Consider the following 24,139-nt stretch of genomic DNA (forward strand, 5'->3'; position numbering starts at 1 on the left):
GGACGGTATCGAGAGAGTGTCGGAAGCGATGCGGAGGCGGCGCGGCGATTCGCGCGTCAGGCCATCAGCTCGAGGCGATGCTCGGCGAACAGCCCGAGGATGCGGCCCATGTCGGGCGCGGACTGCGACGCGGCGGCGTCGGCGAACACCTCGCCGCAGGCGGTGAAGAAGCGGTCGAAGCCGCCCGACGTCGTGAGCGTCCACTTCTGGCTCGGCGTGTCGCCGACGTTGCGGAACGTGTGCACGGCGCCACGCGGCACGTACACGACCGATCCCGGCTCGACGGCGGTCCACGCGCCGTCGACGAGGTACTCCTCGCGGCCGCTGACGAGGATGAAGAGCTCGTCCTCGTCGAGGTGGCGGTGCGGCGGCGGGCCGCCGCCCGGCGGCGTGGTCGCGAAGCCGAGCGTGAGCGCGCCGCCCGTCTCGGCGTCGCCGAGCTTGAAGACGAGCGTGTCGCCGAAGGCGGCGACCGTGCGGCCGCCGTCGGGCGGGATGATGCGCGGCCGGGGCGCGGGGCGCGGGGCGGGCGCGACGAACGTGGGGGCGACGCTGGGCGTGATCATGGGAGGTCTCGGGTGCCGTAGGTGGCGGAGCAGGGCAGGGCGTCGCGCAGCGGCCGATGCCGCGCGGCGACGGGGAGGAGGCTAGGCCGGGGCTATTCACACCGTGCTTTTCGCCGGACGCGCTCGGGCGCGAAAGCACCGCGTTAAGCGGCTGGACGGCCGCGCGGCGCCCGTCCACCTTTGGAGGCCGGGCGATCGTCGTCCCTCGCCCCGTCGTCGCCCGCTCCGCGGCGTCGCGCCCTCGCTGCTTCGCCCGCCGCACTCGTGGTCGTCCCGCACAACATCCCAGCCGCGCTCACGTCGCTCATCGGACGCGACCGGGAGATCGACGACGTCCGCCAGCTGCTGGCCGAGACGCGCTACCTGACCCTCACGGGGGTCGGAGGGGCGGGGAAGACGCGCCTGGCGCGCGAGGTGGCGGCGCTCGCGGCGGGCATCGGGCGCGACGACGGCGCGGCGCCGTACGCGGGCGGCGTCTGGTGGGTGGAGCTCGCGCCGCTCGCGCCCGGCGCCGACGTCGCGCCCGCGGCGGCCGTCGCGCTGGGCGTGAACGCTCCGGCCGGCGACGCGCTGACGGGCGCCATCGCGGAGGCGATCGGGACGCGGCGCACGCTGCTGGTCCTCGACAACTGCGAGCACGTGGTCGAGGGGTGCGCGGCGCTCGCGGACGCGCTGCTGCGCGCCTGCCCCGCGCTCACGGTGGTCGCCACGAGCCGCGAGGCGCTCGGCGGCGACGGCGAGACGGTGTGGCAGCTGCCGCGGCTCTCGCATCCGCCGCTCGCGCCCGAGGACCAGCGGAGCGGCGGACGCGTCGAGGGGAGCGACCCGGCGGCGCTCGCCGACTACGCGTCGGTGCGGCTGTTCGTGAGCCGCGCGCGCGCGGCCAGCCCGCGCTTCGCTCTCACGGCGCAGAACGCGGCCGCCGTGCGCGCGATCTGCGCACGGCTGGACGGCCTGCCGCTCGCCCTGGAGCTCGCGGCCGCGAACGTCGGCGTCCTCGGCGTCGAGCAGATCGCCGTGCGCCTGGACGACGCCTTCGCGGTGCTGACGCGCGGTCGGCGCACCGCGCTCCCGCGTCACCGCACGCTCGGCGCGCTCCTCGACTGGAGCTACGACCTGCTGGCGCCCGAGGAGCGGCGGCTGCTGGCGCGCCTGAGCGTCTTCCGCGCCGCCGTGCCGCTGGAGGCGATCGAGGTCGTGGGGAGCGACGACCGGGTGGGCGACGTGCTCGGTGCCTTCTCGGGGCTCGTCGACCACTCGCTCGTGGACGTCGCCGAGAGCGAGGGGGAGCCGCGCTATCGCCTGCTGGAGACGGTGCGGCAGTACGCGGCCGCGCGCCTGCGCGCGACGCCCGACGACGAGGCCGCGACGCGCCGCCGCCACGCGCGCTGGATGGCCGCGCTGGCCGACGTGATGGGCGAGGAGACGGGGAGCCCGCGGCGCGGACGCGCGATGGCGCGCTTTCATCCGCGCCTCGAGGACGCGCGCGCGGCGCTCGACTGGAGCACGGGGCCCGGCGGCGATCCGGTGGACGCGCTCCGCATCGCCGGCGGCCTCGCGATCTTCTGGCACTGGGCCGGGCTGTGGGCCGAGGGGCGGCAGTGGGCGGAGGCGGCCGTGCGCGGCGCCGACGCGGCCGCCACGGCGCGCGGCGAGTCGGACGACGCGTCGCGGCCGCTCGACGAGCGCGTTGCGCTCGCGAAGGCGCTGCAGACGGCGCTGCTACTCGCGTGGATGCTGGGCAACCCCGCGGCGACGGTCGCGCACGCGGCGCGCGCGCTCCCGCTCTGGCGCACGGTCGCGGGCGACCCCGCGGCCGACGCGGCCGCCCGTGCGCGCGCCGCGCAGTGGGAGGCGTACACGCACGAGATCCTGGCCTTCGCGCGCCTCGCCCTCGGCGACGTCGCGGAGGCGGAGCGCGCGGTGGAGGCGGCGGTCGCCGCGGCGGAGCGCTCGGGAAGCGGGTGGGCGCGCGGCCTCGCGCTGGGCTGGCGCGCGATGCTCGCCACGGCGGTCGGTCGTCCCGCGGACGCGACGCGCGACCTGGAGCGCGCGGAGGCCGAGCTGCGCGCGGTCGGCGACACGTGGGTGCTGTCGTGGTGCCACGCGAACGGCGCGACGGCGGCGCTCGCGCAGGGCGATCCGGCCGCGGCGGCGCGCCAGGCGAGAGCGGGCGTCGCCGCGCTACAGGCGGAGCCCGACTGGCACTACGTCTCGCGCGCGCTCGACGCGCTGGCGGAGGCGGGCGCCGCCTGGCTCGCGTCGCCCGCCGGCGCCGCGCACCCGGCGGCCGAGCGCGACGCGCTGGCCGGCGCGGCGGCCACGCTGCTGGGCGCGGCCGCGGGGGTGCGCGAGCGCAGCGGCACGGCGGTGTGGCCGTTCGACCACGAGGCGCACGCGACCGCCGTCGCCGCGGTGCGCGCCGCGCTCGCGCCGGACGCCTTCGCCGCGCGCTGGGCGGAGGGACACGCCACGCCGCTGGACGCGGTGTTCGCGCTGGCATCGGAGGCGCGCGTGGTGCCGGACGAGACGTCGGGCGCCACGCCGCACGTCGCGTCGCACGCCACGCCGATCGCCGCGCCGTCGGATGGCGACGAGCGCGCGACGACGTCGCTGCGCATCCGCGTGCTGGGCCCGTTCCTCGTGCAGCGCGACGGCGTGGAGGTGCCGCTGGAGGCGTGGCGGTCGGCGAAGGCGCGCGAGCTGCTGCTCCACCTCGTGCTGCACGGCGCGCGCAGCCGCGAGCAGATCGGGCTCGCGCTCTGGCCGGACGCGAGCGACGCGCAGGTGCGCAACGCCTTCCACGTCACGCTCCACGCGCTGCGCCGCGCGCTGGGCGGACGCGAGTGGGTGGTGTTCGACGGGAGCGCGTACGCGCTGCGTCGCGACGGCGACGTCGCCGTCGACGTGGATGCGCTGCTCGACGCCGCGGCCGGCGCGCGGCGCGCGGTGCGCCGCCAGGACGCGCCCGACGAGAGCACCCTCGGCGCGTGGCGCGCGACGCTCGAGGAGGCGCGCGGCGAGCTGGGAGAGGGCGTGCCGAGCGGCGACTGGCTGGTCGAGCACCAGGACCGCGTGCGCGCCGCGCACGCCGACGGGCTGTCGGCGCTCGGGCAGCTGTACGCGGCGCGCGGCGCGCACCGCGACGCGGCGGCGGCCTACCGCGCGCTCGTCGCCCGTGATCCGCTGCAGGAGGCGGCGCACCGCGCGCTGATGCGCGCGTACGCGGCCGCCGGCGAGCCGGCGCGCGCGGTGCGCCACTACGAGGAGCTGACGGCGCTGCTGCGGCGCGAGCTGGGCGCCGCGCCCGCCCGTGAGACCGCGGCCCTCGCGGCGGAGCTGCGCGGCGCCATCTGAGGTCAGGCGCGGCCGGATCGGCGCGTCCGCCGATCCCCTACGGCCGCTGCGGGAAATCCGTGGGGAGAATCCGGGCTTCGCCTACGGAGCGCGCGCCTCGGGAAGGCGATCATCACATCCAGATGATGAAATCGCGTTTCCGCTCCACGAGGTGATCCCGTGCTCTCCCTGACCGCCGACTACGCGCTCCGCGCCACGCTCGTCCTCGCCCGCCGTCATGGCGAGGGGCCGGTGCGCGTGGAGCGGATCGCCGCGGCGACGGGCGCCCCGCGCAACTACCTGAGCAAGACGCTGCACGCGCTGACGAAGGCGGGAATCGTCACGAGCGCGCGCGGCCCGGCCGGCGGCTTCACGCTCGCCGTCGCGCCCGACGCGCTCACGCTCGCCCGCGTCATCGACTGCTTCGACGGGCCGCGCGTGCAGTCGCGCTGCCTGCTCGGCACCGGCCCGTGCGACGCCGCGCGGCCGTGCGCCGCGCACCATCGCTGGACGGCGATCGCGCACGCGCGCCGCGCGCCGCTCACCACCACCACCGTCGCCGACCTGCTCGCCGGCGACGCCTCGCTCCCCGCAGCTCCCGACGACGCCTCCACGGCTGCCGCACCGTCGCCGGACGTTCGCACCGACCCGCGCGCAGCCGCGAGCGCCGCCTGACGCGACGCCGACCCTACCAGTCAGGAACGGACCCATGCTCTCCCCGACCACTGCCCGCCCGCTCACGCTCCGCCAGCTCGGCATCGCCACCGCTCTCGCGGCGGCCGCGCTGCTCGCGAGCGCCACGCTCACCGGCTGCGCCGGCAACGCCGAGGCGGCGGAAGGACCCGAAGGTGCCGTGCCGCTGCGCACGCCGACCGCCGCCGACGAGATCGTCGGCGAGGAGAAGGCGGTGCTGACCGCCGCGCCGAACGTGCCGCCGCCGATCACGCGCACCTATGCCACGAAGGTGGTCGTGCAGCTCGAGTCGCAGGAGGTCGTCAAGCGCCTCGCCGACGGCGTGAACTACACCTTCTGGACGTTCGGCGGCGACGTGCCGGGGCACTTCATCCGCGTGCGCGAGGGCGACCAGGTCGAGTTCCACCTGAAGAACCACGCGCACTCCAGCGTGCCGCACAACATCGACCTGCACGCGGTCACGGGCCCCGGCGGCGGCGCGGCGGCGACGCTCACGCTCCCCGGCGGCGAGTCGGTGTTCACCTTCAGCGCGCTGAACCCCGGGCTCTACGTCTACCACTGCGCGGTCGCGCCCGTGCCGATGCACATCGCGAACGGCATGTACGGGCTGGTGCTGGTCGAGCCGAAGAGCGGGCTGCCGAAGGTCGACCGCGAGTTCTACGTGATGCAGTCGGAGTTCTACGCGAAGCCCGGCGCGGCCGGCCAGCCGCACACGCTCGACATGGACAGGGGCACGGACGAGCGGCCCACGCACGTGGTGTTCAACGGCAGCGTCGGCGCGCTCACGGGCGACAACGCGCTGCAGGCGAAGGTCGGCGAGCGCGTGCGGATCTTCGTCGGCAACGGCGGCCCGAACCTGGTCAGCAGCTTCCACGTGATCGGCGAGGTGTTCGACAACGTGTACGGCGAGGGCGGCTCGATGGTCACGCAGCGCAACGTGCAGACGACGCTCATCCCCGCCGGCGGCAGCGGCATCGTGGAGTTCGGCGTCGAGAAGCCCGGCAACCTGGTGCTCGTCGACCACTCGATCTTCCGCGCCTTCAACAAGGGCGCGCTGGGGATGATCAAGGTCACCGGCGACGACAACCCGCGCGTCTACGCGCAGAACAAGGGCCTCGGCATGGCCGCGCACTGATCGACCGCTCGACCGACCCACTCGACCACACGCTCACCGGTTCCCGCCATGCGCCCCATCCTCCTCGCCCTCGCGATGCTCCCGTCCGTGACGGGCGCGGAGATGGTGCGCGTGCCGGCCGGCACCTACCGCCCGCTCTACGGCCGTCCCGGCGATGCGCCGACGGTGGTGGCCGCGTTCCACCTCGATCGCGATCCCGCGACGCGTGGCGAGTACCTCGCCTTCGTGCGCGCCAATCCGACGTGGCGGCGCGGCGCGGTGAAGGGCGTGCTCGCCGACCGCCGCGCGTACCTCGCCGACTGGCGCGGTGACCTCGACGCCGGCGACGCGGCGGATCTGCGCCGCCCGGTGACCGGCGTCTCCTGGTTCGCGGCGCGCGCGTACTGCGCGTGGCGCGGCAAGCGGCTCCCGACGGTGCTCGAGTGGGAGTACGCCGCCGCCGCGAGCGCGACCCGGCGCGACGCCGCGCGGCAGCCGCGCTTCGTGCAGCAGCTGCTGACGCTCTACACGACGCGGCCGCACCCGCTCCCGGCGATCACCGCCGCCGGCGCGGCGGGCGTGGCGAACCACTACGGCGTGCGCGGGATGCACGGGCTGGCGTGGGAGTGGACGGCCGACTTCAACAGCGTGCTCGTCTCCGACGACTCGCGCGGCGTCGGCGCGCGCGACCACGACCTGTTCTGCGCGAGCGCCGCGATCGGCGCCACGGATCCGGCGAACTATCCCGCGTTCCTCCGCCACGCGCTCCGCGCCGGCCTCACCGGCCGCGCCGCGGTCGAGACCCTCGGCGTGCGCTGCGCCGCCTGAACCTGCCGAGACGCATCATGCGCCCGCGTCCACTCCTGCTCGTCCTCGCCTCGGTGCTCGCGCTCACCGCGTGCGCGCGCCGCGACGCCGCCTCCACTCCCGCCGTGACGACGAGCGTCGAGCCGGCGGAGGAGCGCGTCTCCCTGTACGACCTGCCGTCGTCGTGGCGCGACCAGCGCGGCGCGACCGTGCACCTCGACACGCTCGCGGGCCGCGTGCGCGTGCTGGCGATGGTCTACACGAGCTGCCACGCCACCTGCCCGCTGATCGTCGCGGACCTCAAACGCGTCGAGGCGTCGCTCACCGCGGCGCAGCGCGACGACGTGGGCTTCGTGCTCGTCTCGCTCGATCCCGCGCGCGACACGCCCGGCCGCCTGGCCGAGTGGGCCGCCGCGACGCGGCTCGACCCCACGCGCTGGACGCTGCTCAACGGCGACGCCGACGCGGTGCGCGAGCTGGCCGCCGCCATCGGCGTGCGCTACCAGGCCGAGGGCCCCGACGCGCTGGCGCACACGAACGTGATCACGGTCCTCGATGCCGACGGCGCGGTCGTGCACCAGCAGCTCGGCCTGGGCGCCGAGTCGCGCGGCACCGTCGACGCGGTGCAGCGCGCGCTGCGCTGACCCAACTCTCCCGCACGTCCGCGCGCCAACCGCGCGCTCCTCTCATGTGGCTCACCCTCCTCGCGGCCGCCGCGATCCTTCCCACCGACACCGGCACCGCCCGCCGCGACACCGCGTCCACGCTCCCGCAGGTCACGCTGTCGGGCGAGGTGCGCACGCGCTCGGAGCTCGAGCACCTGGTCGCCGCGCCGCGCGCGGACGCGCTCACGTACCTCCGCACGCGCCTCGGCGCCCGCGCGACGATCGGCGACGCGGTGCGCCTCGTCGTCGGCGTGCAGGACAGCCGCGTGCTCGGCACCCAGGCGCACGCGAACGCCGCCAGCACGCTCGACCTGCACGAGGGCTACCTCGAGATCATCCGCCCGCTGCACGGCGCGCGGCTCGCGCTCCGCGCCGGGCGCCAGGAGATCGCGCTCGGCAACGAGCGCCTGATCGGGCGCGTGAACTGGTCGAACGTCGGCCAGGCGTTCGACGGGCTGCGCCTCACCGCCGCACCGAGCGGCGGCCGCATGCCCTGGTCGGCGACCGCGTTCGCGGTCACGCGCATCGAGCGCGGCACGGTCACGGAGTCCGACCTCCACCTCTACGGCGCCTCGGCCACGCGCGCGCTGCCCGGCGCGGGCGGCACGGGTGAGCTGACGCTGCTCCACGATCGCGGCGTGCACGCGCGCGGCCGCGAGGTGACCGCGCGCACCACGGTCGCCGCGCGCGTGCACGGCGTGCCGCTGCTCGGTCTGCGCGCGGATCTCGAGGGCGCGGTGCAGCGGGGCGCCGAGCACGCGCTGCCGACGAGCACCGCACCCCTGGGTCCGCGCGAGACGATCCGCGCGTGGATGCTCGGCGCGCGCCTCGGCACGCCCGTCGGCACCGCGGCCGCGCCGCGCCGCGTGACCGCGCTCGCGGGGCTCGACGTGCTGTCGGGCGACGTGTCGAAGACCGACCGGCGCGATGGCGCGTTCAGCACGCTGTTCGCGACCAACCACCCGTTCTACGGCACCGAGGACGTCATCGCGGGTGATCCCGCCGCGTCGCTCGGCGGGCGCGGCCTCGTCGACGCCTTCACGAGCGTGACGTACGCGGCCGCGCGCACGCTCTCCCTCCGCGCGGACCTGCACCGCCTCGCCACGGCGCGCCCGCGTGGCCTGTCCGACGGGCTGCTGGGCTGGGAGGCGGACGTGGCCGCGCCGTACCGCGTCCTGCCCGGCGCGACCATCGAGGCCGGCTACGCCGCCTTCCGCGCTGGCGATGCCGGCACCGCGCTCGGCCTCGGGCGCGCGGGGCACGTGCGCGGCTGGGGCTACCTGCAGCTCACCGCCGGCTTCTGAGCCACCCACCACACCACGGACCGTGATCGAGATCGCTGTACGCTATCCCAGGCTGGACCCCGACGCGTCGATCGACGCGGTGCTCCGCGACCACCCGGCGACCGTCGCCGTCTTCAACGCGCTCGGCGTGGACGCCTGCTGCGGCGGCGCGCGCTCGCTGCGCGCGGCCGCGATCGAGGACGGCGTCGACTGCTGCGCGCTGGTGGCCGCGCTCGAGCTCGCGGCCGCGGGCGAGGCGCGGGTCACATGATGCACCTCGTTCCCGCGGCGGCCGCGCGCGCGGCCGTCGCCTCGCGCGCCGACCGCCCGGCCACCAGCATCGTCCACGAGAGCCCCGATGCGCGGCTCGTCGTCTTCCGCCTCGCGCCCGGCCAGGAGGTCCCGCCGCACCGCAACGCGTCGACCGTCATGCTCACCGTGCTCGAGGGCGCGGGCGTCCTGTCCGGCGCCGACGGCGACGAGCGCGCCTGCGTCACCGGCGACGTCGTCGTCTACGCGCCGAACGAGACGCACGCCATGCGCGCGATCGACGAGGAGCTGCTGCTGCTCGCCACCATCACGCCGCGCCCCGGCGAGGTGCGTTGATGGAGTGGTTCGTGAAGGCGTTCCTGAAGGCGAGCCTCGCCTGGCTCGCGCTGGGCGTGACGCTCGGCGTCGCGATGGCCGCGCATCCCGCGTGGACCGTCTACCGGCCGGCGCACGTGCACATGGTGGCGCTGGGCTTCGTGACGATGATGATCTTCGGCGTCGCGTACCACGTGATCCCGCGCTTCAGCGGGCATCCGCTGTACGGCCGTCGCGCGGCCGCGTGGCACTTCGGCGCGTCGAACGCGGGCCTCGCGCTGATGGTGCTCGGCTTCGTGCTCCGCGCGGGCGGCGCGGACGTCGGCACTCCCATCCTCGCCACAGGCGGCGTGCTGTCCGCGCTCGGCGCGTACACCTTCGTGCTGCTGATCTGGCGCACGATCGACGGCCCCGCGCGCTTGCGCGCCGCGGCGACCCGCGCCCGCCTCGCGACCGAGGGGACCGACGGCGCGCGGCTGCCGCTCGCCCGACGCGCCTGATGCCCACACCGTACTGGATCGCCGTCACGGTGCACGTGCTCGCGGCGCTCGGCTGGCTCGGCGGGATGTTCTTCCTCGCGCTGGTGGGTGCGCCGGTCCTGCGGCAGGTCGAGCCGCCGGCGCTGCGGCAGCAGCTCTTCCAGCAGCTCGGCCTGCGCTTCCGTACGGTGGGCTGGGCGCTGCTCGCGACGCTGCTCGCGACCGGCCTGCTCGTGCTGCACTACCGCGGCCTGCTGCGCTGGTCGGGCGTCCTCGGCGCGCCCGCATTCTGGCGCACGGCGACGGGTCACGCGCTCGCGGCCAAGCTCGCGGCCGTGACGGTGATGCTCACGGTGAGCCTCGTGCACGACTTCGTGCTCGGCCCCGTCGCCGGGCGCCTGGCCGCCGGATCGCCGAGCGCGCTCCGGCTGCGCCGCCGCGCGGCGTGGCTCGCGCGCGTGAACGCGCTCGTCGGCGTCGTGCTGGTCGTCGCGGCCATGCGCCTCGCGCGCGGCTGAGGGAGGCCACGGCATGACGTCGCTCGTCCGCCGCTACCTCAAGACCGGCATCGCGTTCCTCGCGGTGGGCCTCCTGCTCGGCGGCTGGATGATGGTCCGCCGCGAGCTCGCCGGCGTGTATCCACCGCCGTACCTGGTCAGCGCGCACACGCACGCGATCCTCGTCGGCTTCGTGATGCTGATGATCCTCGGCGTCGCGCTGTGGATGTTTCCGCGGCCCGAGAAGGGCGACATGCGCTACAGCCCGCGCGCCGCGGAGGCCGCGTACTGGCTCGTCGCCAGCGGCACCGGCGCGCGCGTCCTCGGCGAGCTGCTGCGCCCGGCCGTCGGCGCCGCCTGGCTGCGCTGGGCCGTGGTGCTGGCGGGTCTCGCGCAGATCGCGGGGCTCGCGACCTTCTTCCACACGATGTGGTCGCGCATCCGCCCGGTGGGCAGCCAGGCGCGCGAGGCGCGCGGCGAGCGGTTCTGACCCGGGCGCGGCGTCAGCGCACCTCGATGGGGGCCGTCCAGCGGAACGGCCCCCACGACATCGCGAGCGTGCCGCGCCGCGCGTCGATGGCGTCGATGGCGATCGTGAACTGCTCGACCGGCGTCGCGAGCGTGTCGCTCGTCATGGGCGCGCGCCCGAGGTCGTGCGCGGGGCCGTAGCCCGTGCCCCACTGGCCGGTCTGGCGGTTCACGATCAGCTCGACGCCGCGCGCCCGCGGGATCGTCCACAGCGTGTACGTGCCGGCCGGCACCGCGAGCCCCGCGAGCGTGATGGGCGCCGACGTCGTGAGCTGCGTCGCGGCGTTCGCGCCGGTGCGCCACACGCGGTCGTACGGGATGAGGTTGCCGAGCAGGACGCGCCCGCGCGCGAGCGGCCGGCCGTAGTCGACGGTGAAGGTGGCGTTCCCGATGGATGCGCGCACGGTGTCGCGCACGCTCAGCTGGCGCGCGCCGCCCTGCGCCTCCAGCGCCGCGAACCACTCCGCGATGGGTGCGATGTCGGGCGGCGTCGGCAGCCGCTCCACCGTCACGTCGTACGTCGTGCGCGCGCCCGAGTAGCGCAGCAGCCGGCCCGCGGAGTCGAGCGTCGCCTCGCCGGTCCCCGACAGCCAGTCGTGCATGATCTCCACGCGCCCGCCCGGGAGCAGCCGCACGACGCCGTGGTGCAGCGGGAAGCGGTCGAACTCGCGGTCGATGTAGAACTGCCGCAGCTGCACCGTGTCGCCGGCCGTGCGCCCTTCCGCCGCCGCACGCCGCAGCGCCGCGCCGAAGTACAGCTCGTAGAGCGCGTAGCTCTGCGGGACGTGCGCCATCGCCGTCGCGCCGCCCGTGGCGAAGTCGCGACGGATCGCGGTCGAGTCGTCCCGCTTCGTGACGTGCACCGAGTCGCGCGTCACCACCGCCTCCACGCGACGGTCGCGCTGCCTCGCGGGCTCGCTCGGCGTGTGGATCTCCACCACCAGGCGCCGGATGCCGCCGTCGTCGCCGAGCGTGATCTCCGCGTGCCGGCGACGCACGCGCGGGAAGCGGTCGATGGCATCGACGGTGACGTCGTTCCCGCGGCGCGTCACGCTCTCGACCGCGACGGTGTCGCGCCCGAGGCGCGTGATGAAGCCGTAGCGCTCGACGGGCCCGGTGGGGCCGCAGGCGAGGAGCGCGAGCGTGGCGACGGCGAGGCGCGGCATGGGGCGCACGAGGGCGGGGAAGCGGCACCGGCGGCGATACGCGCTAGCATAGCTCGCCGCCGCCGGTGCGCGATCCCGGACGCGTTTCGAACGCGTCCGGGACTCGTCAACCCGCCGTCATCGTGCCGTCGCGGCTACCGCTCGCGGAGCTGCTCGCGCGCGCGACGTCGCAGCGCGATCAGCGACTCGGGCGTGTCGCTGCCCGCGCGGCTCTCGCGCACCGCGCGGATGAAGCCCGGCGTGACGCGCTCGCGCCAGAGCGCGGACAGCTCGCTCGGATCCAGGCCGCGGTAGCCCAGCGCGGCCAGCTCGCGCAGGTAGGTCGCGGGAATGCCGCCGTGCTTCAGGTCCACCGCGTCGTCCGCGGCGATGCGCCCCTCCGGGTACATCGCGCGCAGCGCCTGCGCGTAGTCGGGGGTGACCTGGAAGATCGCCAGGTCGACGATGCCGCCGAGCGTGAGCGGCGCGATGCCCGCGGCGCCGAGCGCGCGGATCGCGTCGGCCGACATGCCGCCCCACGTGAGGTTCTTGAGCTGGTGGTCGCTCACCTCGCCGACCTCCGCGACGCCGAGCGCGCGCAGCGTGGCGGCGAACTCGCGCTTCGGGCGGAAGCGGAGCTGGCCGGTGCCGCGGCCGAGCGCGAAGCCGCCGTCGAACTCGAGGACGCCGGCGTCCTGCTCGATCCGGAACGACGCGGGGACGCGCGTCGCCGCGCCGATCTCCTCGGCCGACGTGCCGCGCAGCGCCGCGATCGGCACCCAGCGATCCCAGTTCGTGCCGTCGTCCCAGTTGAGCCGGAGGTTCACGTAGCCGGTGCGCGTCTCCGAGACCACCCAGCTGCCCGCGAGCGGCGTCGATGCGGCGACCGCGCGCGCCGGCTCGGCCGCCGGCTCCGGCGCGCGCTCCGGCGCGCGCTCCGGCACGGGCGCGGGCGACGGCGATGGTGCTGCCGCGGTCGTGCGCGCGGCCACCAGCTCCGCGACGGACAGGCGCCGGCCGGCCCGCGCGTTCAGCCGCGCGATCGCGGACGCGTCGAGCGAGTGGTTCTGCAGCTGCACCAGGTCGTTCGCGCGCAGGTCGCGGTAGCCGAGCGCGGCGACCGCGCGGATGAACGCGGGCGTGACGCCGCTGTTCGCGAACGACACCAGCGCGCCCGTCGTCGCGAAGCGGTATCCCAGCGCACTCACGTCGCGGAGGAAGCGCTCGTCCGCGCCGCTCACGCCGAGGCGCACGAGCGCCTCAGGCGACGGCACGGCGTAGCCGAGCGAGTCCAGCGCGTCGAGGAACGCGAGCGAGACGTCGTGCAGCGCGAGCGAGAAGATCTGCCGCGCCGATGGCCGCCCGATGCCGCGGCGCGCCAGCGCGTCGCCGAACGCGGGATCCGCCGTGAAGCCGAAGCGTCCCGTGCCGCGCCCGGCGCGGACGGTGCCGCGGAACTCGAACGTCCCGCCGTCGCGCCGCAGGCGGAAGCGCACGCTGTCGCCGTCGGAGGCGAGCGCCTGCGCCGTGAGCCCCTCCATGCGGGCGAGCGGGACGACGAAGGTGGTGATGCCGTTGGTCGTCACCATCACGTGCACCGCCGGCGCGTCGGACCCGGCCTCCGCGCGCGACGCGGGGCGCACGTGCCACGTGCCGGCGTCGATCGGCGCGGCGGGCTGCGTCGGCGCGGGCGCGGGCGCGGCCGTGGTCATCGCCACGGGAGCATCGGGCACTGCGACGTCCGCCGCCGCGCCCGCCCGCAGCGCCGCCACGGGCGCGAGCAGCACCGCGGTGAGCAGCGCGCCGAGCGTGCGCGCCCGCGCGCCGGGCGCGGTGCGGACGCGCGTCCCGTCGATCGCGGCGCGCAGGCGCGACTCGAGCTGCGACGGCGTCGCCATGCTCACGGCGAGCGTCACCAGGCCGCGCGGCGCGGCGGCACCGCGCGCCAGCTCCAGCAGGTGGCCCGCGTAGTCGCGCGGGCGGATCCCGCGCGCCAGCGCCGCGTCGTCGCACGCCAGCTCGCGCTCGACGCGCAGCCGCGCGGCTGCCCACCACGCGCCCGGATGCGGCCAGTAGAGCGCGCACACGACGGCGGCCAGCGTCTGCGTGAGGCAGTCGCGCCGCGCGATGTGCGCCACCTCGTGCAGGAGCACGGCCCGCCGCCGCGACTCCGACCAGTCGGCCGCGTTCGAGGGCAGCAGCACCGTCGGCCGCACGACGCCCCACGTGAGCGGGATCGTGGGTGCGCCGCCGCGCAGGAGCGTCACGCCACGGCGCACGCCGAGCGTGCGACGGACGTCGTCGAGCAGCGCGTGCCAGTCCGCGCCGTCCACCGGTGCCGCGTCGCGCGCGAGCCGGCGGACGAGGCGCTGCTCCGCGGCCACCTTCAGCAGCAGCGCCACGACGCCCGCGACGTAGAGCGCGAGCGCGACGCTCGCCGGCGACGGGAGCGACGGCAGCATCGGAGCACGCACGTCGACGGCCGCTGCGGGCGCCGCCTCGTGGAGCACGTCGGGCGCGCGCATCGTGTTCGCCGCGGGAATGGTCGGATCGGGCAGCGCGACGCGCTCCTGCCGCATCGCGGGCGCGGGCGCGATCACCGCGGGCGCGGGCACCGCGGGCGCGGGAGCCGTGGCCAGCAGCGGCACGCGCCACGCCGGCAGCAGCGCGCCCAGCACCGGCAGCGCCATCAGCCCCGCGAGCGCGAGGCACCAGTGCAGGTGCCGCGCGGCGGCCGACGCGTGGCGGCGCAGCACGGCGCGGTCGGCGATCGCCGCCAGCGCGAGCAGCGCCGTCGCCTTGAGCGCGGTCGGGAGCAGCGCGCCGGAGACGTCCGCGAGCGCGATCATGCGTCCTCCCCGGGCTCGCGCGCCTGCTCGAGCAGCTGCGACAGCCGCCGGTACTCCGCCTCGGGCAGCGGCTCGTCCGTCATGTCGAGCAGCGCGGCCATCGCGGAGCTGGGCGAGCTGCGGAAGAACGTCGCCACCAGGTGGCGCAACGCGGAGCGGCTCACCTCCTCGGGCCGGTCGGCGGGGAAGTACACGTAGCGCGGGCCGTCCTGCTCGTAGGCGACGTAGCCCTTCTCGGTCAGCAGGCGCAGCATCCCGCGCACGGCCGAGTTGCTGACGGGCTCCCCGAGGTCCGCCTGCACCTCCGCCGCGGTGGCGCGTCCGCGGCGGAAGAGGATGTCGACGATCTGCCGCTCGCGGCGGCCGAGCTGGTCGAGCGGGCGCGGAAGGGGCTCGGGCACACGGCCTCCTGGTGTCAGTGTATTGACAGGCTGTCAGTACATTGACACTCGACGCGCGGGCCGTCAAGAGCGGAGCGCGAACGCTATTGCGGGAGTCCGCGACCGCGGTCTAAGGTGAACCCGACCCGATCGCAGGGATGCCGACGCGGACGCGACGACGCCCGACGTGAGCAGGCGCGCTTTCGAGCGCGAGGGGGAGCCATGGCCACGTTCCAGGCAGGCGACAGCGAGACGCGCCGGCTCGACGCTGCGCGGGAGCCCCACGCCTACACCGATCCGCGGACGTCGTCGTTCACGAGCGAGCTGCGCGCGGTGACGTGGGACCCGGGGCTCGGGCGCCTGCACGACGTCGACGAGGCGGCGCCGGGCGCGCTGCGCGACGCGCTGGAGTCGCTCGTGCGGCTCATCGAGCGCGTGGCGCCGGGGATGCGCGGCTCCGTGCTCCTGCTGGACGACGACGGCGTCACGCTCCACCACGGCGCGGCGCCGAACCTCCCCGCCGCGTACTGCCAGGCGATCGACGGTGCGCACATCGGGCCTGCGGCCGGCTCGTGCGGGACGGCCGCGTACCGGCGCGAGCGCGTGATCGCGCGCGAGATCGCGACCGACCCGCTGTGGGCCGACTACCGCGCGCTCGCGGCGCCGTACGGGCTCGCCGCCTGCTGGTCGACGCCGATCATGGAGAGCGACGGGCGCGTGCTCGGCACGTTCGCGATGTACTACGACGAGCCGCGCGACCCGACGCCCGCCGACATCGCGCTCACCGAGACGGCGACGCTGCTCGCCAAGAACATCATCGTGCGGGCGCGCGCGGCCGTGGCGCTGCGCGCGCGCACGGAGACGGCGGAGCGGTGGGCGCGCGCGCTGCGCGAGAGCGAGGCGCGCTTCCGGCAGATGGCCGAGACGATCCCCGTGCAGGTGTGGACCGCGCGTCCGGACGGGAGCTTCGACTTCGTGACCACGCGCACCGCCGCCGCCGTCGGGCGCCCGGCCGACGCGCTGCTCGGCAACGGCTGGCTCGACGTCGTGCATCCCGAGGACGTCGAGGGCGTCGTCGTGCGCTGGACGCGGTCGCTGCAGAGCGGCGATCCGTTCGAGGCGCGCTTCCGCCTGCGCGGGCAGGACGGCGCGTACCGCTGGCACCTCGTGCGCGCCCACGCGATGTGCGCGGACGACGGGCGGGTGCTCCAGTGGTTCGGCTGCAACACCGACATCGAGGAGTACAAGCGCCTCGAGGCCGCGCTCGACGCGGCGCTGGCCGACGCGCGCCAGGCCAACCAGTCGAAGGCCGACTTCCTGGCGATGATGAGCCACGAGCTGCGCACGCCGCTCAACGCGATCGCGGGCTACGCGCAGCTCATGCTCGAGGACATCCCGACGCCGGCGTCGGAGGGGCAGCGCGACTACCTCCTCCGCATCACGCGCGGGCAGCAGCACCTCCTCGGCCTCATCGAGGCGGTGCTGACGCACGCGAAGCTGGAGGCGGGGAAGGTGACGTACCGCCTGGGCGACGTGCGCGCCCACGACGTGCTGGAGGCGGTGGACGCGCTCACCGCGCCGCAGCGGTCGGCGCGGCGGATCGCCTACGTCTGCGACGAGGGCGAGCCCGAGCTCGTCTTCCGCGCCGACCGCGAGAAGCTCGTGCAGATCCTCGCCAACGTGCTCTCGAACGCGGCCAAGTTCACGCCCGAGGGCGGGCGCATCACCGTGACGACGGCGGCGCCGACCCCGACGACCGGCGCGATCACCATCGCCGACACGGGCATCGGCATGTCGCCCGACCAGCTGCAGCTCGTCTTCGAGCCGTACGTGCAGTTCGACAGCGCGCTCTCACGGCAGCACCGCGGCACCGGGCTCGGGATGCCGATCAGCCGCGAGCTGGCGCGCGGGATGGGCGGCGACCTCGTGGCCGAGAGCGCGCCCGGCATCGGCAGCACCTTCACGCTCGTGCTGCCGCGCGCCTGAGCGCGAACCGGCGCGCGACTACCGCTGCGGCGCGCCGCGGCCGAGCGCCTGGTCGATCGCGTCGCTGAGGACCGCGAGCGAGAACGGCTTCGGCAGGAACCGGATGCCCGGCGGCAGCACGTCGGACGCGAGGTGCCGGCTGTAACCGCTCATCACGATCGCGCGCACGTCGGGCGCGGTCTCGCGGATGCGCTCCACGAGCTGCACGCCGCTGATCCCGCCCGGCATCACCATGTCGGTGATCACGAGGTCGATGGCGTCGCCGTGCTCGGCCCACCGGCGCAGCGCGTCGGGGCCGTTGGTCTCCTCCAGCACGCGGTGCCCCAGCCGCTGCAGCGAGTACGACACCATCTGGCGCACCAGCGGCTCGTCCTCCACGAGCAGCACCGTCGCATCGCCGCGGCCGACGTCGAGCCCGCGCGCGAGCGGCACCGCGGGCGTCGCGTCGGGGCGCGCGGGGAGGTAGACGCGGAACGTCGAGCCCTCGCCCACGACGCTCTCGACGTCGATCCAGCCGCCGTGCTGCGCCACGATGCCGTGCGTCGTCGCGAGGCCGAGCCCCGTGCCCTGTCCGACGTCCTTCGTCGTGAAGAACGGCTCGAAGATGCGCGACTGCACCTCGGCCGTCATGCCGACGCCGCTGTCACGCACTTCCAGGCATGCCCAGGCGCCCGGATGCTCGGCGTCGTCGTCACCGACGATCAGGCGCGTGGCGATGCCGAGGCGCCCACCCGCGGGCATGGCGTCGCGGGCGTTCACGCACAGGTTGACGATCACCTGCTCGATCATCCCCGCGTCGCCTTCCAGCGGCACCGGCTCGGGCGCGGGCGCGAAGTCGATCTCGATCCGCTCGCCGAGCACGCGCGAGAGGATGCGCAGCATCTCGGCGACGATCGTGTTGAGGTCGTGCACCTCCAGCCGCATCGCCTGCCGGCGGCTGAACGCGAGCAGCTGGCGCGTGAGGTTCGCCGCGCGCTCCAGCGGCTCGCGCATCTCCTGCAGCGCCGCGTGGAACGCCGGCGGCTGGTCGTCCTCCAGCCCGAGCAGCTCCAGCTGCAGCATCACCGCGCCGAGCATGTTGTTGAAGTCGTGCGCGACCCCGCCGGCGAGCTGGCCGACGGCCTCCATCCGCTGCGCGTGCCGGTACTGCTCGTCGCGCTGCATCTCCGCCGTGATGTCGCGGCCGATCGCGACGAAGTTCGTGATCTCGCCGCGCTCGTCGCGCACGGGCGTGATCACCACGTGCTCGAAGTACACCTCGCCGGTCTTCTTCGCGTTCGTGAGGCGCCCCACCCACGGCTCGCCCGCCGCGATGGCCGCCAGCATCGCGGTGCCCGAGGCGTCCGGCTCGCTCACGCGCTTGAGCGCCCGCGGGTTCCGCCCCATCGCCTCCTCGGCCGTGTAGCCCGTGGTCGCGGTGAAGCCCGGGTTCACGTAGACGATCCGCAGCTGGCGGTCGCAGATGATGACGCTCTCGGGCAGCTGCTCGATCGCGGCCCGCAGCAGGCGCTCGGCCGCGCGCGCACGGTTGCGCGAGATCGCCGACGCCAGCTGCGCTGCCACGGCGTTCACGAGGTTCAGCTCCGCGGGCGTGAACGGGCGCTCGCGCTCGCGGGCGAGGGCGATGCGGCCGACCGGCTGCGCGTTGAGGACGATCGGCACCGCGACGGCGGCGGCGTGGTCGTCCGCACCATCGTCCGCGCCGTCGTCCGCGCCGTCGCCGCGTGCGAGGGCCGCCGCCGGCGCCACCTCGGCGCGCACCCGGGTCGCGCCGAACAGGTCGCGCAGCTCGCGGCCGGCCTCGGCGACGAGCTCGTTCGGCTCCACGTCCGCGGTCGTCATCGCGAGGAAGCGGTTGCGCGCGGCCAGCTCGCGGTTCGCGGCGCCGAGGGCGGCGAGCTGCTCGCGGATCTGCGCGCTCATGGAGTCGAGCACGCGCCCGAGCTCCGCGAACTCGCGGTACGGGACCGCGCTCGCGAACGGCGGGTGGCGCCCCTCCGCGTAGCCGCGCACGACGCCGGAGAGGTCGTAGAGCGGGCGCTGGAACAGCCGCCGGAAGAGCATGCGCAGCCCGATCAGCGTGGCCACGAGCGCGATCAGCGAGACGACGGCGGCGTTGACGACCTGGCGCTGGACCTGGCTCCGGTAGTAGCCGCGGTCGAACGCGACGCGCACCTCGCCGATGATCTGATCGCCGCGCCGCACCTCCATCGCGCGCACCACCGTGTCCGCGGTGCGGAGCGGCACGAAGGCGTGCGTCGTGCCCGTGCTGCGCTCGCGCACCGTGAGGCTCGCGATGCGCGGATCGCGCCCGAACGCCTCGGCGAGGCGCTCGGCGCGGTCGAAGTCCATGTCCCAGAGCGCCGGCTCGATGATGCGCGCGAAGGCGCTCACCGACGACTCGAGCTGCGTCTGGAGGTCGGTGCGCGCGCTCCGCATCCCGTAGGCGGCGAGCAGGGCGACCGTGAGCGCGGCGCTCATCCCGACGGCCGCCGTCAGCCCGACCAGCAGTCGGCGAGAGATGGACCTCATCGCGTCGTGGCGCGCGTCGCGGCGCGCGTGGCGCCGGCCGAGGCGTTGCGCGCGATCCAGCGGCGCTGGATGCGGTCGCGCTCCCCGCTGGCGATGATGCGGGCGTGCCCCGCGTCGAAGCGCGCGGCGAGCGCGGCGCCGCCGCGGTGCACGAGGCTGAAGCCGACGTAGGCCGGCATCCCGCCCGTCCGGAAGACCGAGCGCACCTTGCCGGTGACGCCGGCCCGCGCCGCGACCCAGTCGGGCGACTTCACCGCGTCGCGGTTCACGATCGCCGCGTCGAGCCGGCCGACGGCCAGCTTGCGGAGGTTCAGCTCCTCCATCGGCGTGGCCTCGAGCACCGCGCCGCTGCGCCGCAGGGCCTCCATCATCTCGAGCGGATACTCGTAGCCGAGGACCGTGCCGACGCGCGTGCCGGGCCGGAAGTCGGCGATGCGCGGGGGGAGGGGGCGGGCGGGGTTCTCGAAGAAGTCGCACGCGAACACGAAGAGCGGCTTCGCCGAGAAGCGCACGACGCCGTCCAGCTCCGGTGCCGGCGACATGCTGACGCAGGCGATCAGCTCGCCGCGCACCACGTGCTGCTTGCAGCGCGCGTAGGGGAGCACGTGCATGCGGAGGTCGACGCCGACCGCGGCGAACGCGGCGCGGGCGACGTCGTTGGCGTAGCCGGTCCCGTCCGCCTGGGACCAGGGCGCCGCCGCGTCCTCGACGCCGATGTCGATCGTCTCGCGCCGGGGCGGCTCGGCGCCCGCCAGCAGCGCGAGCAACGCGAGCGCGGGCAGCTGGCTGGGGCCACGGCGAAGTTGCATGGGCCAATTATGTGACACGGGTGTCATGATCGTAAAGGCACCGGGCACAAACCCGGGCCGGGGCCCCGCTGTCCGACGGCACATGGCACCCCGCACGCTCCTCGCCACACGGCCGCGCACCCTCGCGCTCCCCCTGGCGATCGCTCTGGCGGTCGCCCTGCCGGCCGCGGGGGCGGCGCAGGCCCGGACCGCGCCGGCCGATACGGCGGACGCGCTCCCGGTCCACCGGCCCGACTTCGCCGCGCGCGTCGACAGCCTGTTCGACCGGTGGCGCGGGACGGACCGGCCGGGATGCGCGGTGGGCGTCGGCCACCGCGGCCGCGTCGTGCTGGAGCGCGGCTACGGGATGGCCGACCTGGAGTCGGCGGCGCCGATGACGCCGGCCACGGTGGTCCACGCCGCCTCCCTCGCGAAGTCGGTGACGGCGTACGCGGTCCTGCTGCTGGAGCGCGACGGGAAGCTCTCGCTCGACGACGACGTGCGGCGCCACGTCCCCGAGCTGCCGGACTACGGGCACCGCATCACCATCCGCCACCTGCTCACGCACACCAGCGGGCTGCGCGACTTCTTCGAGCTGCTGATCCTCGCGCGCGGCCGGTTCGAGGAGGACCGCATCACCGACGCGGACGCGATGGCGATGATCGCGCGGCAGCGGACGGTCGACTTCGCGCCGGGCACGGAGCACCAGTACGTGAACACCGGCTACCTGCTCGCCGCGCACGTCGTGGCGCGCGTCAGCGGGCAGCCGTTCGCATCCTTCGTGACGTCGCGCATCCTCGCGCCGCTCGGCATGTCACACACGCGGCTGCGCGACGACGTCGCGACGCTCGTCCCCGGCCGCGCGGTGGGCTACGCGCGCCGCGGCGCCGGCTGGCGCACCAGCGTCCCGAACTTCGACGTCGTCGGCTCGACGAACCTCGAGACGACGGTCGGCGACCTGCTGCGCTGGGGCGCGCACCTCGACCACCCGGCGCCGGACGATGCGGCGCTCGTGCGACGGATGCACGCGCCCGGCGTGCTCGCGAACGGCGACACGCTCGCCTACGGCCTGGGGCTCGCGCTCGCGCGCGACCGCGGGCTGACGGTGGCCGAGCACGAGGGGCGCGACCCCGGGTTCCGTGCGTATCTGGGGCGATGGATGGAGCCCGCGCTGACCGTCGCGCTCCTCTGCAACGCCGCCGCGCTCGACCCGGTCGGATTGGGGCACGCGGTGGCCGACCTCGCGCTTGGCCCGCGCCCCACGCCGTCGCCACCGCCCGCGGCGACCGCCGCCGTGGCGCCCGACCAGACGCGGACGCTCGCGTGGGCCGGCGTGTACCTCGATCCCGGGACGCGGCAGGTGGTCGAGTTCACCGCGCGCGACGGCGTGCTGTACAACCGGCGCGACGGCGGCGAGCGCATCGAGGCGCTGGACGCGCGGCGCGCGCGCATCGTCGGCGTGCCGCTGGAGCTCGCGTTCGGCGACGGCGCGCACCCCGGCTTCCGGGTGCGCTGGTTCGCACCGGGGCGGCGCGTCGACACGTTCGTCTGGCAGGCGCCCGTGGCGCCGGTGCTCGACCGGGCCGCGCTGGCGACGTACGCCGGCGCGTACGCGAGCCGCGAGCTGGACGCGACCTATCGCGTGGAGGTGCACGACTCGACGCTCGTGCTGCGCACGGGCGCGACGCCCGGGCTCGTCGCGCGGGCCGTCTTCCGCGACGCGTTCGTGAGCGGGCAGTACACGATCCGGTTCACGCGCCGCGGCGGGCGCGTGGCCGGGTTCGAGATCAGCCATCCGCGCGCGCGGGGCGTCGCCTTCGTGCGCACGGACGGCGCGCGATAGCCGCGTCCGATCCGCACCGACGCTGTTAGCTTTCTCCAGGGTGCCGGCGCATGCGAATTCTCGCCGCCGGCCCACACCCTGGAGTCGACGATGACGCACGGCCCCGAGATGGATTCCGAGACGGGGATGGAGCTCCCCACGCTCGGCCGCACCCTGCGCCTGTTCGGGCGCGCGTTCCTGCTGCGCTGCCCGAACTGCGGCCACGGACCGGTGCTGGAGCACTGGATGAAGCTGCGCCTGAAGTGCGGCACGTGCGGGCTGCGGCTGCAGCGCGGCGAGCACGACACCGTGATGGGCTTCGCGTTCATCCTCTTCACGCTGATCGGCCTGTTCTCCTACGCCGTCCTCGTGGTCACGCTGCTCGTGACACGCGCGACGCCGTGGGACCTGCTGGAGAACGGGCTGCCGCTGCTCGTGCTCGTCGAGCTGTTCGCGTTCTTCCCGTTCGCGAAGCTGCTCTGGCTCGCGTTCGACCTCACGCTGCGCCCCGTCACGGCGTCCGAGCTGGAGTGGCACCGTTCGGCCACGCGCGCGTACGAGACCGAGCGCGACGCCATCCGGTAGTCGCGCCGTTCGCTACACGGGCAGCGGCATCACGCGCCGGATCTCGACGGCGCCGTGCTGCGCGCCCGGAAAGCGCGCCGCGATCGCGATCGCCTCGTCGAGGTCCGCGGCCTCGATGAGGTAGAAGCCCGCGACGAGCTCCTTGCTCTCGGTGAACGGGCCGTCGGTGACCACCACGCGCTCGCGGCGCGGCCGCACCGTGACGGCGGTCGCGGCCGGCTCCAGCGCCTCCGCCTCGACGAGATGGCCGCTCGCCCGCAGCTCGTCGTTCAGCCGCAGGTGCCCGACGTTCAGCGCGTGCATCTCGTCGGGCGGGAGCGCGCGCATCGTCTGCTCGTCGAGGAAGATCAGGCAGAGGTAGCGCATGCTCAGCGGCGGAAGGGGAGGAGCGCGCGGAGCCGGGGCTCGCGCAGGTACAGCCCGCCCCACAGCAGCGCCGCCACGTACACCGGGAAGAGGACGTGCGTGACGAGCGGGCTCGCGATGCGGACGTGCGTCGCGACCGCGCCGCCCAGGTACGCCGTGAGCAGCAGCGCGCCGAGGACGGCCGTGCGCGGGACCGCGTAGAGCAGGACGCAGGCGAGCTGCAGGAGCCCGATGCCGAGGATCGCCGACGCCGGATAGCCGAGGCTCACGGTGCCTTCGACGGCGGGCGCGAGCCGCGCGACCTTCATGACGCTGTCGACGAGGAGGAACGCGAGCGCGAGCCCGCTGAGGATGCGGCCCGCGAGCACCGCCCGGCTGCTCGCCGCGGCAGCGGCTGCACCGGCCTCACGGTGGGCGATCCCGGCCGGTCGGGCCGCGTTGGCAAAGGTCGTCGGCGTGGTCATCGTGGCGTCTCCTGTGGCGGGTGTGGGCGAGCCCTCGCGAACGGGCTTCACAGGGACGTCGAGCGAGCGGCCCGCGGATCGACATCGCGCGGAAACGGCGCGGCGGATCAGTCGAGGGGCCGGGCCAGCAGCCAGTCGGTCTGCGCGTCGTCGCCCAGCCGGAACGTGTGCTCGCCCACGCGCGCGAAGCCGTACTTGGCGTAGAAGGCGACCGCGCGCGGGTTCCGCTCCCACACGCCGAGCCAGAGCGACCGCGCGCCGCGCGCACGCGCCGCGTCGAGGGCCGCGTCCATGAGCGCCTGCGCCACGCCCTGCCCGTGCCACGCGCGGGCGACGTAGAGGCGCTTGAGCTCCAGCGGCGCCGGTCCCTGCACCGCGGCGGGCGCGGGTCCCGCCACGAGGTGCACGTAGCCCACCAGCTCCGCGCCGGCCGCGCCCATGTCTGCGCTCGACTCCGCGACGAGCACGGTGCCGGCGGGATCGGTGAGCTCGGCCGCCTGCCGCTCGGGCGTGAACGCCTCCGCGACGTAGCGCGCCATGTCCTCGGGCGTGTTCTCGTGCGCGAAGGTCTCGCGGAAGGTGCTGGCCGCGAGCCGGCTCAGCGCGGGGGCGTCGTCGAGCGTCGCCGGTCGGACGAGAGGAGTCATGCTCGCAGTGTGGACCGCCGCC

At 75.5% G+C, this 24,139-nt stretch carries 22 protein-coding genes and 1 pseudogene; 14 read left to right on the plus strand and 9 right to left on the minus strand.

Annotated features, from left to right (window positions below; genetic code table 11):
• Positions 1–56: 56 nt before the first annotated feature.
• Positions 57–566, minus strand: coding sequence for a dimethylsulfonioproprionate lyase family protein (locus rosag_RS01625; protein WP_284348260.1), 510 nt, complete (start codon positions 564–566; stop codon positions 57–59).
• A 264-nt stretch (positions 567–830) separates the two neighbouring features.
• On the opposite strand from rosag_RS01625, the gene rosag_RS01630 reads away from it, so the two are divergent.
• The 11 genes and pseudogenes from rosag_RS01630 to rosag_RS01680 all read left to right on the plus strand — a co-directional run bounded on the left by rosag_RS01630 (position 831) and on the right by rosag_RS01680 (position 10,515).
• The gene (locus rosag_RS01630; RefSeq protein WP_284348261.1) at positions 831–3,923 is read left to right on the plus strand and encodes a BTAD domain-containing putative transcriptional regulator; all 3,093 of its coding nucleotides are present in this window, start codon (positions 831–833) and stop codon (positions 3,921–3,923) included.
• Between the two features lie 159 nt (positions 3,924–4,082).
• Positions 4,083–4,577, plus strand: a complete 495-nt coding sequence (locus tag rosag_RS01635) for an RrF2 family transcriptional regulator (RefSeq protein ID WP_284348262.1) — start codon at positions 4,083–4,085, stop codon at positions 4,575–4,577.
• 34 nt (positions 4,578–4,611) lie between these two features.
• Positions 4,612–5,697: pseudogene (gene nirK, locus rosag_RS01640) on the plus strand (copper-containing nitrite reductase); the annotation flags it as partial.
• Positions 5,698–5,778: 81 nt separating this feature from the next.
• Positions 5,779–6,537, plus strand: coding sequence for a formylglycine-generating enzyme family protein (locus rosag_RS01645; protein ID WP_284348264.1), 759 nt, complete (start codon positions 5,779–5,781; stop codon positions 6,535–6,537).
• A gap of 17 nt (positions 6,538–6,554) precedes the next feature.
• Positions 6,555–7,160, plus strand: a complete 606-nt coding sequence (locus tag rosag_RS01650; RefSeq protein WP_284348265.1) for an SCO family protein — start codon at positions 6,555–6,557, stop codon at positions 7,158–7,160.
• A 44-nt stretch (positions 7,161–7,204) separates the two neighbouring features.
• Positions 7,205–8,485 carry an alginate export family protein gene (locus rosag_RS01655; protein ID WP_284348266.1) on the plus strand — a complete coding sequence of 427 codons (1,281 nt, stop codon included), beginning with the start codon at positions 7,205–7,207 and terminating at the stop codon, positions 8,483–8,485.
• A gap of 22 nt (positions 8,486–8,507) precedes the next feature.
• Positions 8,508–8,735 carry a DUF542 domain-containing protein gene (locus rosag_RS01660; RefSeq protein WP_284348267.1) on the plus strand — a complete coding sequence of 76 codons (228 nt, stop codon included), beginning with the start codon at positions 8,508–8,510 and terminating at the stop codon, positions 8,733–8,735.
• Positions 8,732–9,070, plus strand: coding sequence for a cupin domain-containing protein (locus rosag_RS01665; RefSeq protein ID WP_284348268.1), 339 nt, complete (start codon positions 8,732–8,734; stop codon positions 9,068–9,070). The genes rosag_RS01660 and rosag_RS01665 overlap by 4 nt, the downstream gene beginning before the upstream one ends.
• Positions 9,070–9,549: a heme-copper oxidase family protein gene (locus tag rosag_RS01670; RefSeq protein ID WP_284348269.1), complete on the plus strand. Its 480-nt coding sequence runs from the start codon at positions 9,070–9,072 to the stop codon at positions 9,547–9,549. Before rosag_RS01665 ends, rosag_RS01670 begins: the two co-directional genes overlap by 1 nt.
• Entirely contained in the window at positions 9,549–10,046 is a 498-nt protein-coding gene (locus tag rosag_RS01675; protein ID WP_284348270.1) for a DUF4149 domain-containing protein, read from the plus strand. The genes rosag_RS01670 and rosag_RS01675 overlap by 1 nt, the downstream gene beginning before the upstream one ends.
• Positions 10,047–10,059: 13 nt before the next feature.
• A complete protein-coding gene (locus tag rosag_RS01680; RefSeq protein ID WP_284348271.1) occupies positions 10,060–10,515 on the plus strand; it encodes a cbb3-type cytochrome c oxidase subunit I in 456 nt (151 codons plus the stop codon).
• A gap of 13 nt (positions 10,516–10,528) precedes the next feature.
• On the opposite strand, the gene rosag_RS01685 is transcribed toward rosag_RS01680, so the two are convergent.
• The 3 genes from rosag_RS01685 to rosag_RS01695 all read right to left on the minus strand — a co-directional run bounded on the left by rosag_RS01685 (position 10,529) and on the right by rosag_RS01695 (position 14,948).
• The gene (locus rosag_RS01685; RefSeq protein ID WP_284348272.1) at positions 10,529–11,719 is read right to left on the minus strand and encodes a DUF2911 domain-containing protein; all 1,191 of its coding nucleotides are present in this window, start codon (positions 11,717–11,719) and stop codon (positions 10,529–10,531) included.
• Between the two features lie 134 nt (positions 11,720–11,853).
• On the minus strand, positions 11,854–14,547 hold the full coding sequence (locus tag rosag_RS01690) for a M56 family metallopeptidase (RefSeq protein WP_284348273.1): 2,694 nt from the start codon (positions 14,545–14,547) through the stop codon (positions 11,854–11,856).
• Positions 14,544–14,948 (minus strand): BlaI/MecI/CopY family transcriptional regulator, encoded by a 405-nt coding sequence (locus tag rosag_RS01695; RefSeq protein WP_284348274.1) that lies wholly within the window; start codon positions 14,946–14,948, stop codon positions 14,544–14,546. The genes rosag_RS01690 and rosag_RS01695 overlap by 4 nt, the downstream gene beginning before the upstream one ends.
• Before the next feature lie 201 nt (positions 14,949–15,149).
• Here rosag_RS01695 and rosag_RS01700 point away from each other — a divergent pair, with 201 nt between their 5' ends.
• Positions 15,150–16,913 (plus strand): sensor histidine kinase, encoded by a 1,764-nt coding sequence (locus rosag_RS01700; protein WP_284348275.1) that lies wholly within the window; start codon positions 15,150–15,152, stop codon positions 16,911–16,913.
• A gap of 18 nt (positions 16,914–16,931) precedes the next feature.
• On the opposite strand, the gene rosag_RS01705 is transcribed toward rosag_RS01700, so the two are convergent.
• The gene (locus rosag_RS01705; protein WP_284348276.1) at positions 16,932–19,445 is read right to left on the minus strand and encodes an ATP-binding protein; all 2,514 of its coding nucleotides are present in this window, start codon (positions 19,443–19,445) and stop codon (positions 16,932–16,934) included.
• Positions 19,442–20,254 carry a substrate-binding periplasmic protein gene (locus rosag_RS01710; RefSeq protein WP_284348277.1) on the minus strand — a complete coding sequence of 271 codons (813 nt, stop codon included), beginning with the start codon at positions 20,252–20,254 and terminating at the stop codon, positions 19,442–19,444. The genes rosag_RS01705 and rosag_RS01710 overlap by 4 nt, the downstream gene beginning before the upstream one ends.
• A gap of 82 nt (positions 20,255–20,336) precedes the next feature.
• On the opposite strand from rosag_RS01710, the gene rosag_RS01715 reads away from it, so the two are divergent.
• Together rosag_RS01715 and rosag_RS01720 are read left to right on the plus strand one after the other, a co-directional pair.
• The gene (locus tag rosag_RS01715; protein ID WP_284348278.1) at positions 20,337–22,076 is read left to right on the plus strand and encodes a serine hydrolase; all 1,740 of its coding nucleotides are present in this window, start codon (positions 20,337–20,339) and stop codon (positions 22,074–22,076) included.
• Between the two features lie 90 nt (positions 22,077–22,166).
• Positions 22,167–22,640 (plus strand): DUF983 domain-containing protein, encoded by a 474-nt coding sequence (locus rosag_RS01720; RefSeq protein WP_284348279.1) that lies wholly within the window; start codon positions 22,167–22,169, stop codon positions 22,638–22,640.
• 12 nt (positions 22,641–22,652) lie between these two features.
• Here the strand turns inward: rosag_RS01720 and rosag_RS01725 are convergent, their stop codons facing one another.
• From rosag_RS01725 to rosag_RS01735, 3 genes are all read right to left on the minus strand, one after another.
• Positions 22,653–23,006 carry a YciI family protein gene (locus rosag_RS01725; RefSeq protein WP_284348280.1) on the minus strand — a complete coding sequence of 118 codons (354 nt, stop codon included), beginning with the start codon at positions 23,004–23,006 and terminating at the stop codon, positions 22,653–22,655.
• A gap of 2 nt (positions 23,007–23,008) precedes the next feature.
• Positions 23,009–23,470 carry a DoxX family protein gene (locus rosag_RS01730; RefSeq protein ID WP_284348281.1) on the minus strand — a complete coding sequence of 154 codons (462 nt, stop codon included), beginning with the start codon at positions 23,468–23,470 and terminating at the stop codon, positions 23,009–23,011.
• 107 nt (positions 23,471–23,577) lie between these two features.
• A complete protein-coding gene (locus rosag_RS01735) occupies positions 23,578–24,117 on the minus strand; it encodes a GNAT family N-acetyltransferase (protein WP_284348282.1) in 540 nt (179 codons plus the stop codon).
• Between the last annotated feature and the right edge of the window lie 22 nt (positions 24,118–24,139).

It is taken from the genome of Roseisolibacter agri, assembly GCF_030159095.1.
In the GTDB taxonomy this organism is placed as follows: Bacteria; Gemmatimonadota; Gemmatimonadetes; order Gemmatimonadales; family Gemmatimonadaceae; genus Roseisolibacter; species Roseisolibacter agri.

What these genes read in the sequence shown, in the direction of transcription:
- rosag_RS01625 (WP_284348260.1), bottom strand. Translation starts at nt 566, where the DNA reads ATGATCACGCCCAGCGTCGCCCCCACGTTCGTCGCGCCCGCCCCGCGC.
- rosag_RS01645 (WP_284348264.1), top strand. Translation starts at nt 5,779, where the DNA reads ATGCGCCCCATCCTCCTCGCCCTCGCGATGCTCCCGTCCGTGACGGGC.
- rosag_RS01650 (WP_284348265.1), top strand. Translation starts at nt 6,555, where the DNA reads ATGCGCCCGCGTCCACTCCTGCTCGTCCTCGCCTCGGTGCTCGCGCTC.
- rosag_RS01655 (WP_284348266.1), top strand. Translation starts at nt 7,205, where the DNA reads ATGTGGCTCACCCTCCTCGCGGCCGCCGCGATCCTTCCCACCGACACC.
- rosag_RS01665 (WP_284348268.1), top strand. Translation starts at nt 8,732, where the DNA reads ATGATGCACCTCGTTCCCGCGGCGGCCGCGCGCGCGGCCGTCGCCTCG.
- rosag_RS01670 (WP_284348269.1), top strand. Translation starts at nt 9,070, where the DNA reads ATGGAGTGGTTCGTGAAGGCGTTCCTGAAGGCGAGCCTCGCCTGGCTC.
- rosag_RS01675 (WP_284348270.1), top strand. Translation starts at nt 9,549, where the DNA reads ATGCCCACACCGTACTGGATCGCCGTCACGGTGCACGTGCTCGCGGCG.
- rosag_RS01680 (WP_284348271.1), top strand. Translation starts at nt 10,060, where the DNA reads ATGACGTCGCTCGTCCGCCGCTACCTCAAGACCGGCATCGCGTTCCTC.
- rosag_RS01685 (WP_284348272.1), bottom strand. Translation starts at nt 11,719, where the DNA reads ATGCCGCGCCTCGCCGTCGCCACGCTCGCGCTCCTCGCCTGCGGCCCC.
- rosag_RS01690 (WP_284348273.1), bottom strand. Translation starts at nt 14,547, where the DNA reads ATGATCGCGCTCGCGGACGTCTCCGGCGCGCTGCTCCCGACCGCGCTC.
- rosag_RS01700 (WP_284348275.1), top strand. Translation starts at nt 15,150, where the DNA reads ATGGCCACGTTCCAGGCAGGCGACAGCGAGACGCGCCGGCTCGACGCT.
- rosag_RS01705 (WP_284348276.1), bottom strand. Translation starts at nt 19,445, where the DNA reads ATGAGGTCCATCTCTCGCCGACTGCTGGTCGGGCTGACGGCGGCCGTC.
- rosag_RS01710 (WP_284348277.1), bottom strand. Translation starts at nt 20,254, where the DNA reads ATGCAACTTCGCCGTGGCCCCAGCCAGCTGCCCGCGCTCGCGTTGCTC.
- rosag_RS01715 (WP_284348278.1), top strand. Translation starts at nt 20,337, where the DNA reads ATGGCACCCCGCACGCTCCTCGCCACACGGCCGCGCACCCTCGCGCTC.
- rosag_RS01720 (WP_284348279.1), top strand. Translation starts at nt 22,167, where the DNA reads ATGACGCACGGCCCCGAGATGGATTCCGAGACGGGGATGGAGCTCCCC.
- rosag_RS01725 (WP_284348280.1), bottom strand. Translation starts at nt 23,006, where the DNA reads ATGCGCTACCTCTGCCTGATCTTCCTCGACGAGCAGACGATGCGCGCG.
- rosag_RS01730 (WP_284348281.1), bottom strand. Translation starts at nt 23,470, where the DNA reads ATGACCACGCCGACGACCTTTGCCAACGCGGCCCGACCGGCCGGGATC.
- rosag_RS01735 (WP_284348282.1), bottom strand. Translation starts at nt 24,117, where the DNA reads ATGACTCCTCTCGTCCGACCGGCGACGCTCGACGACGCCCCCGCGCTG.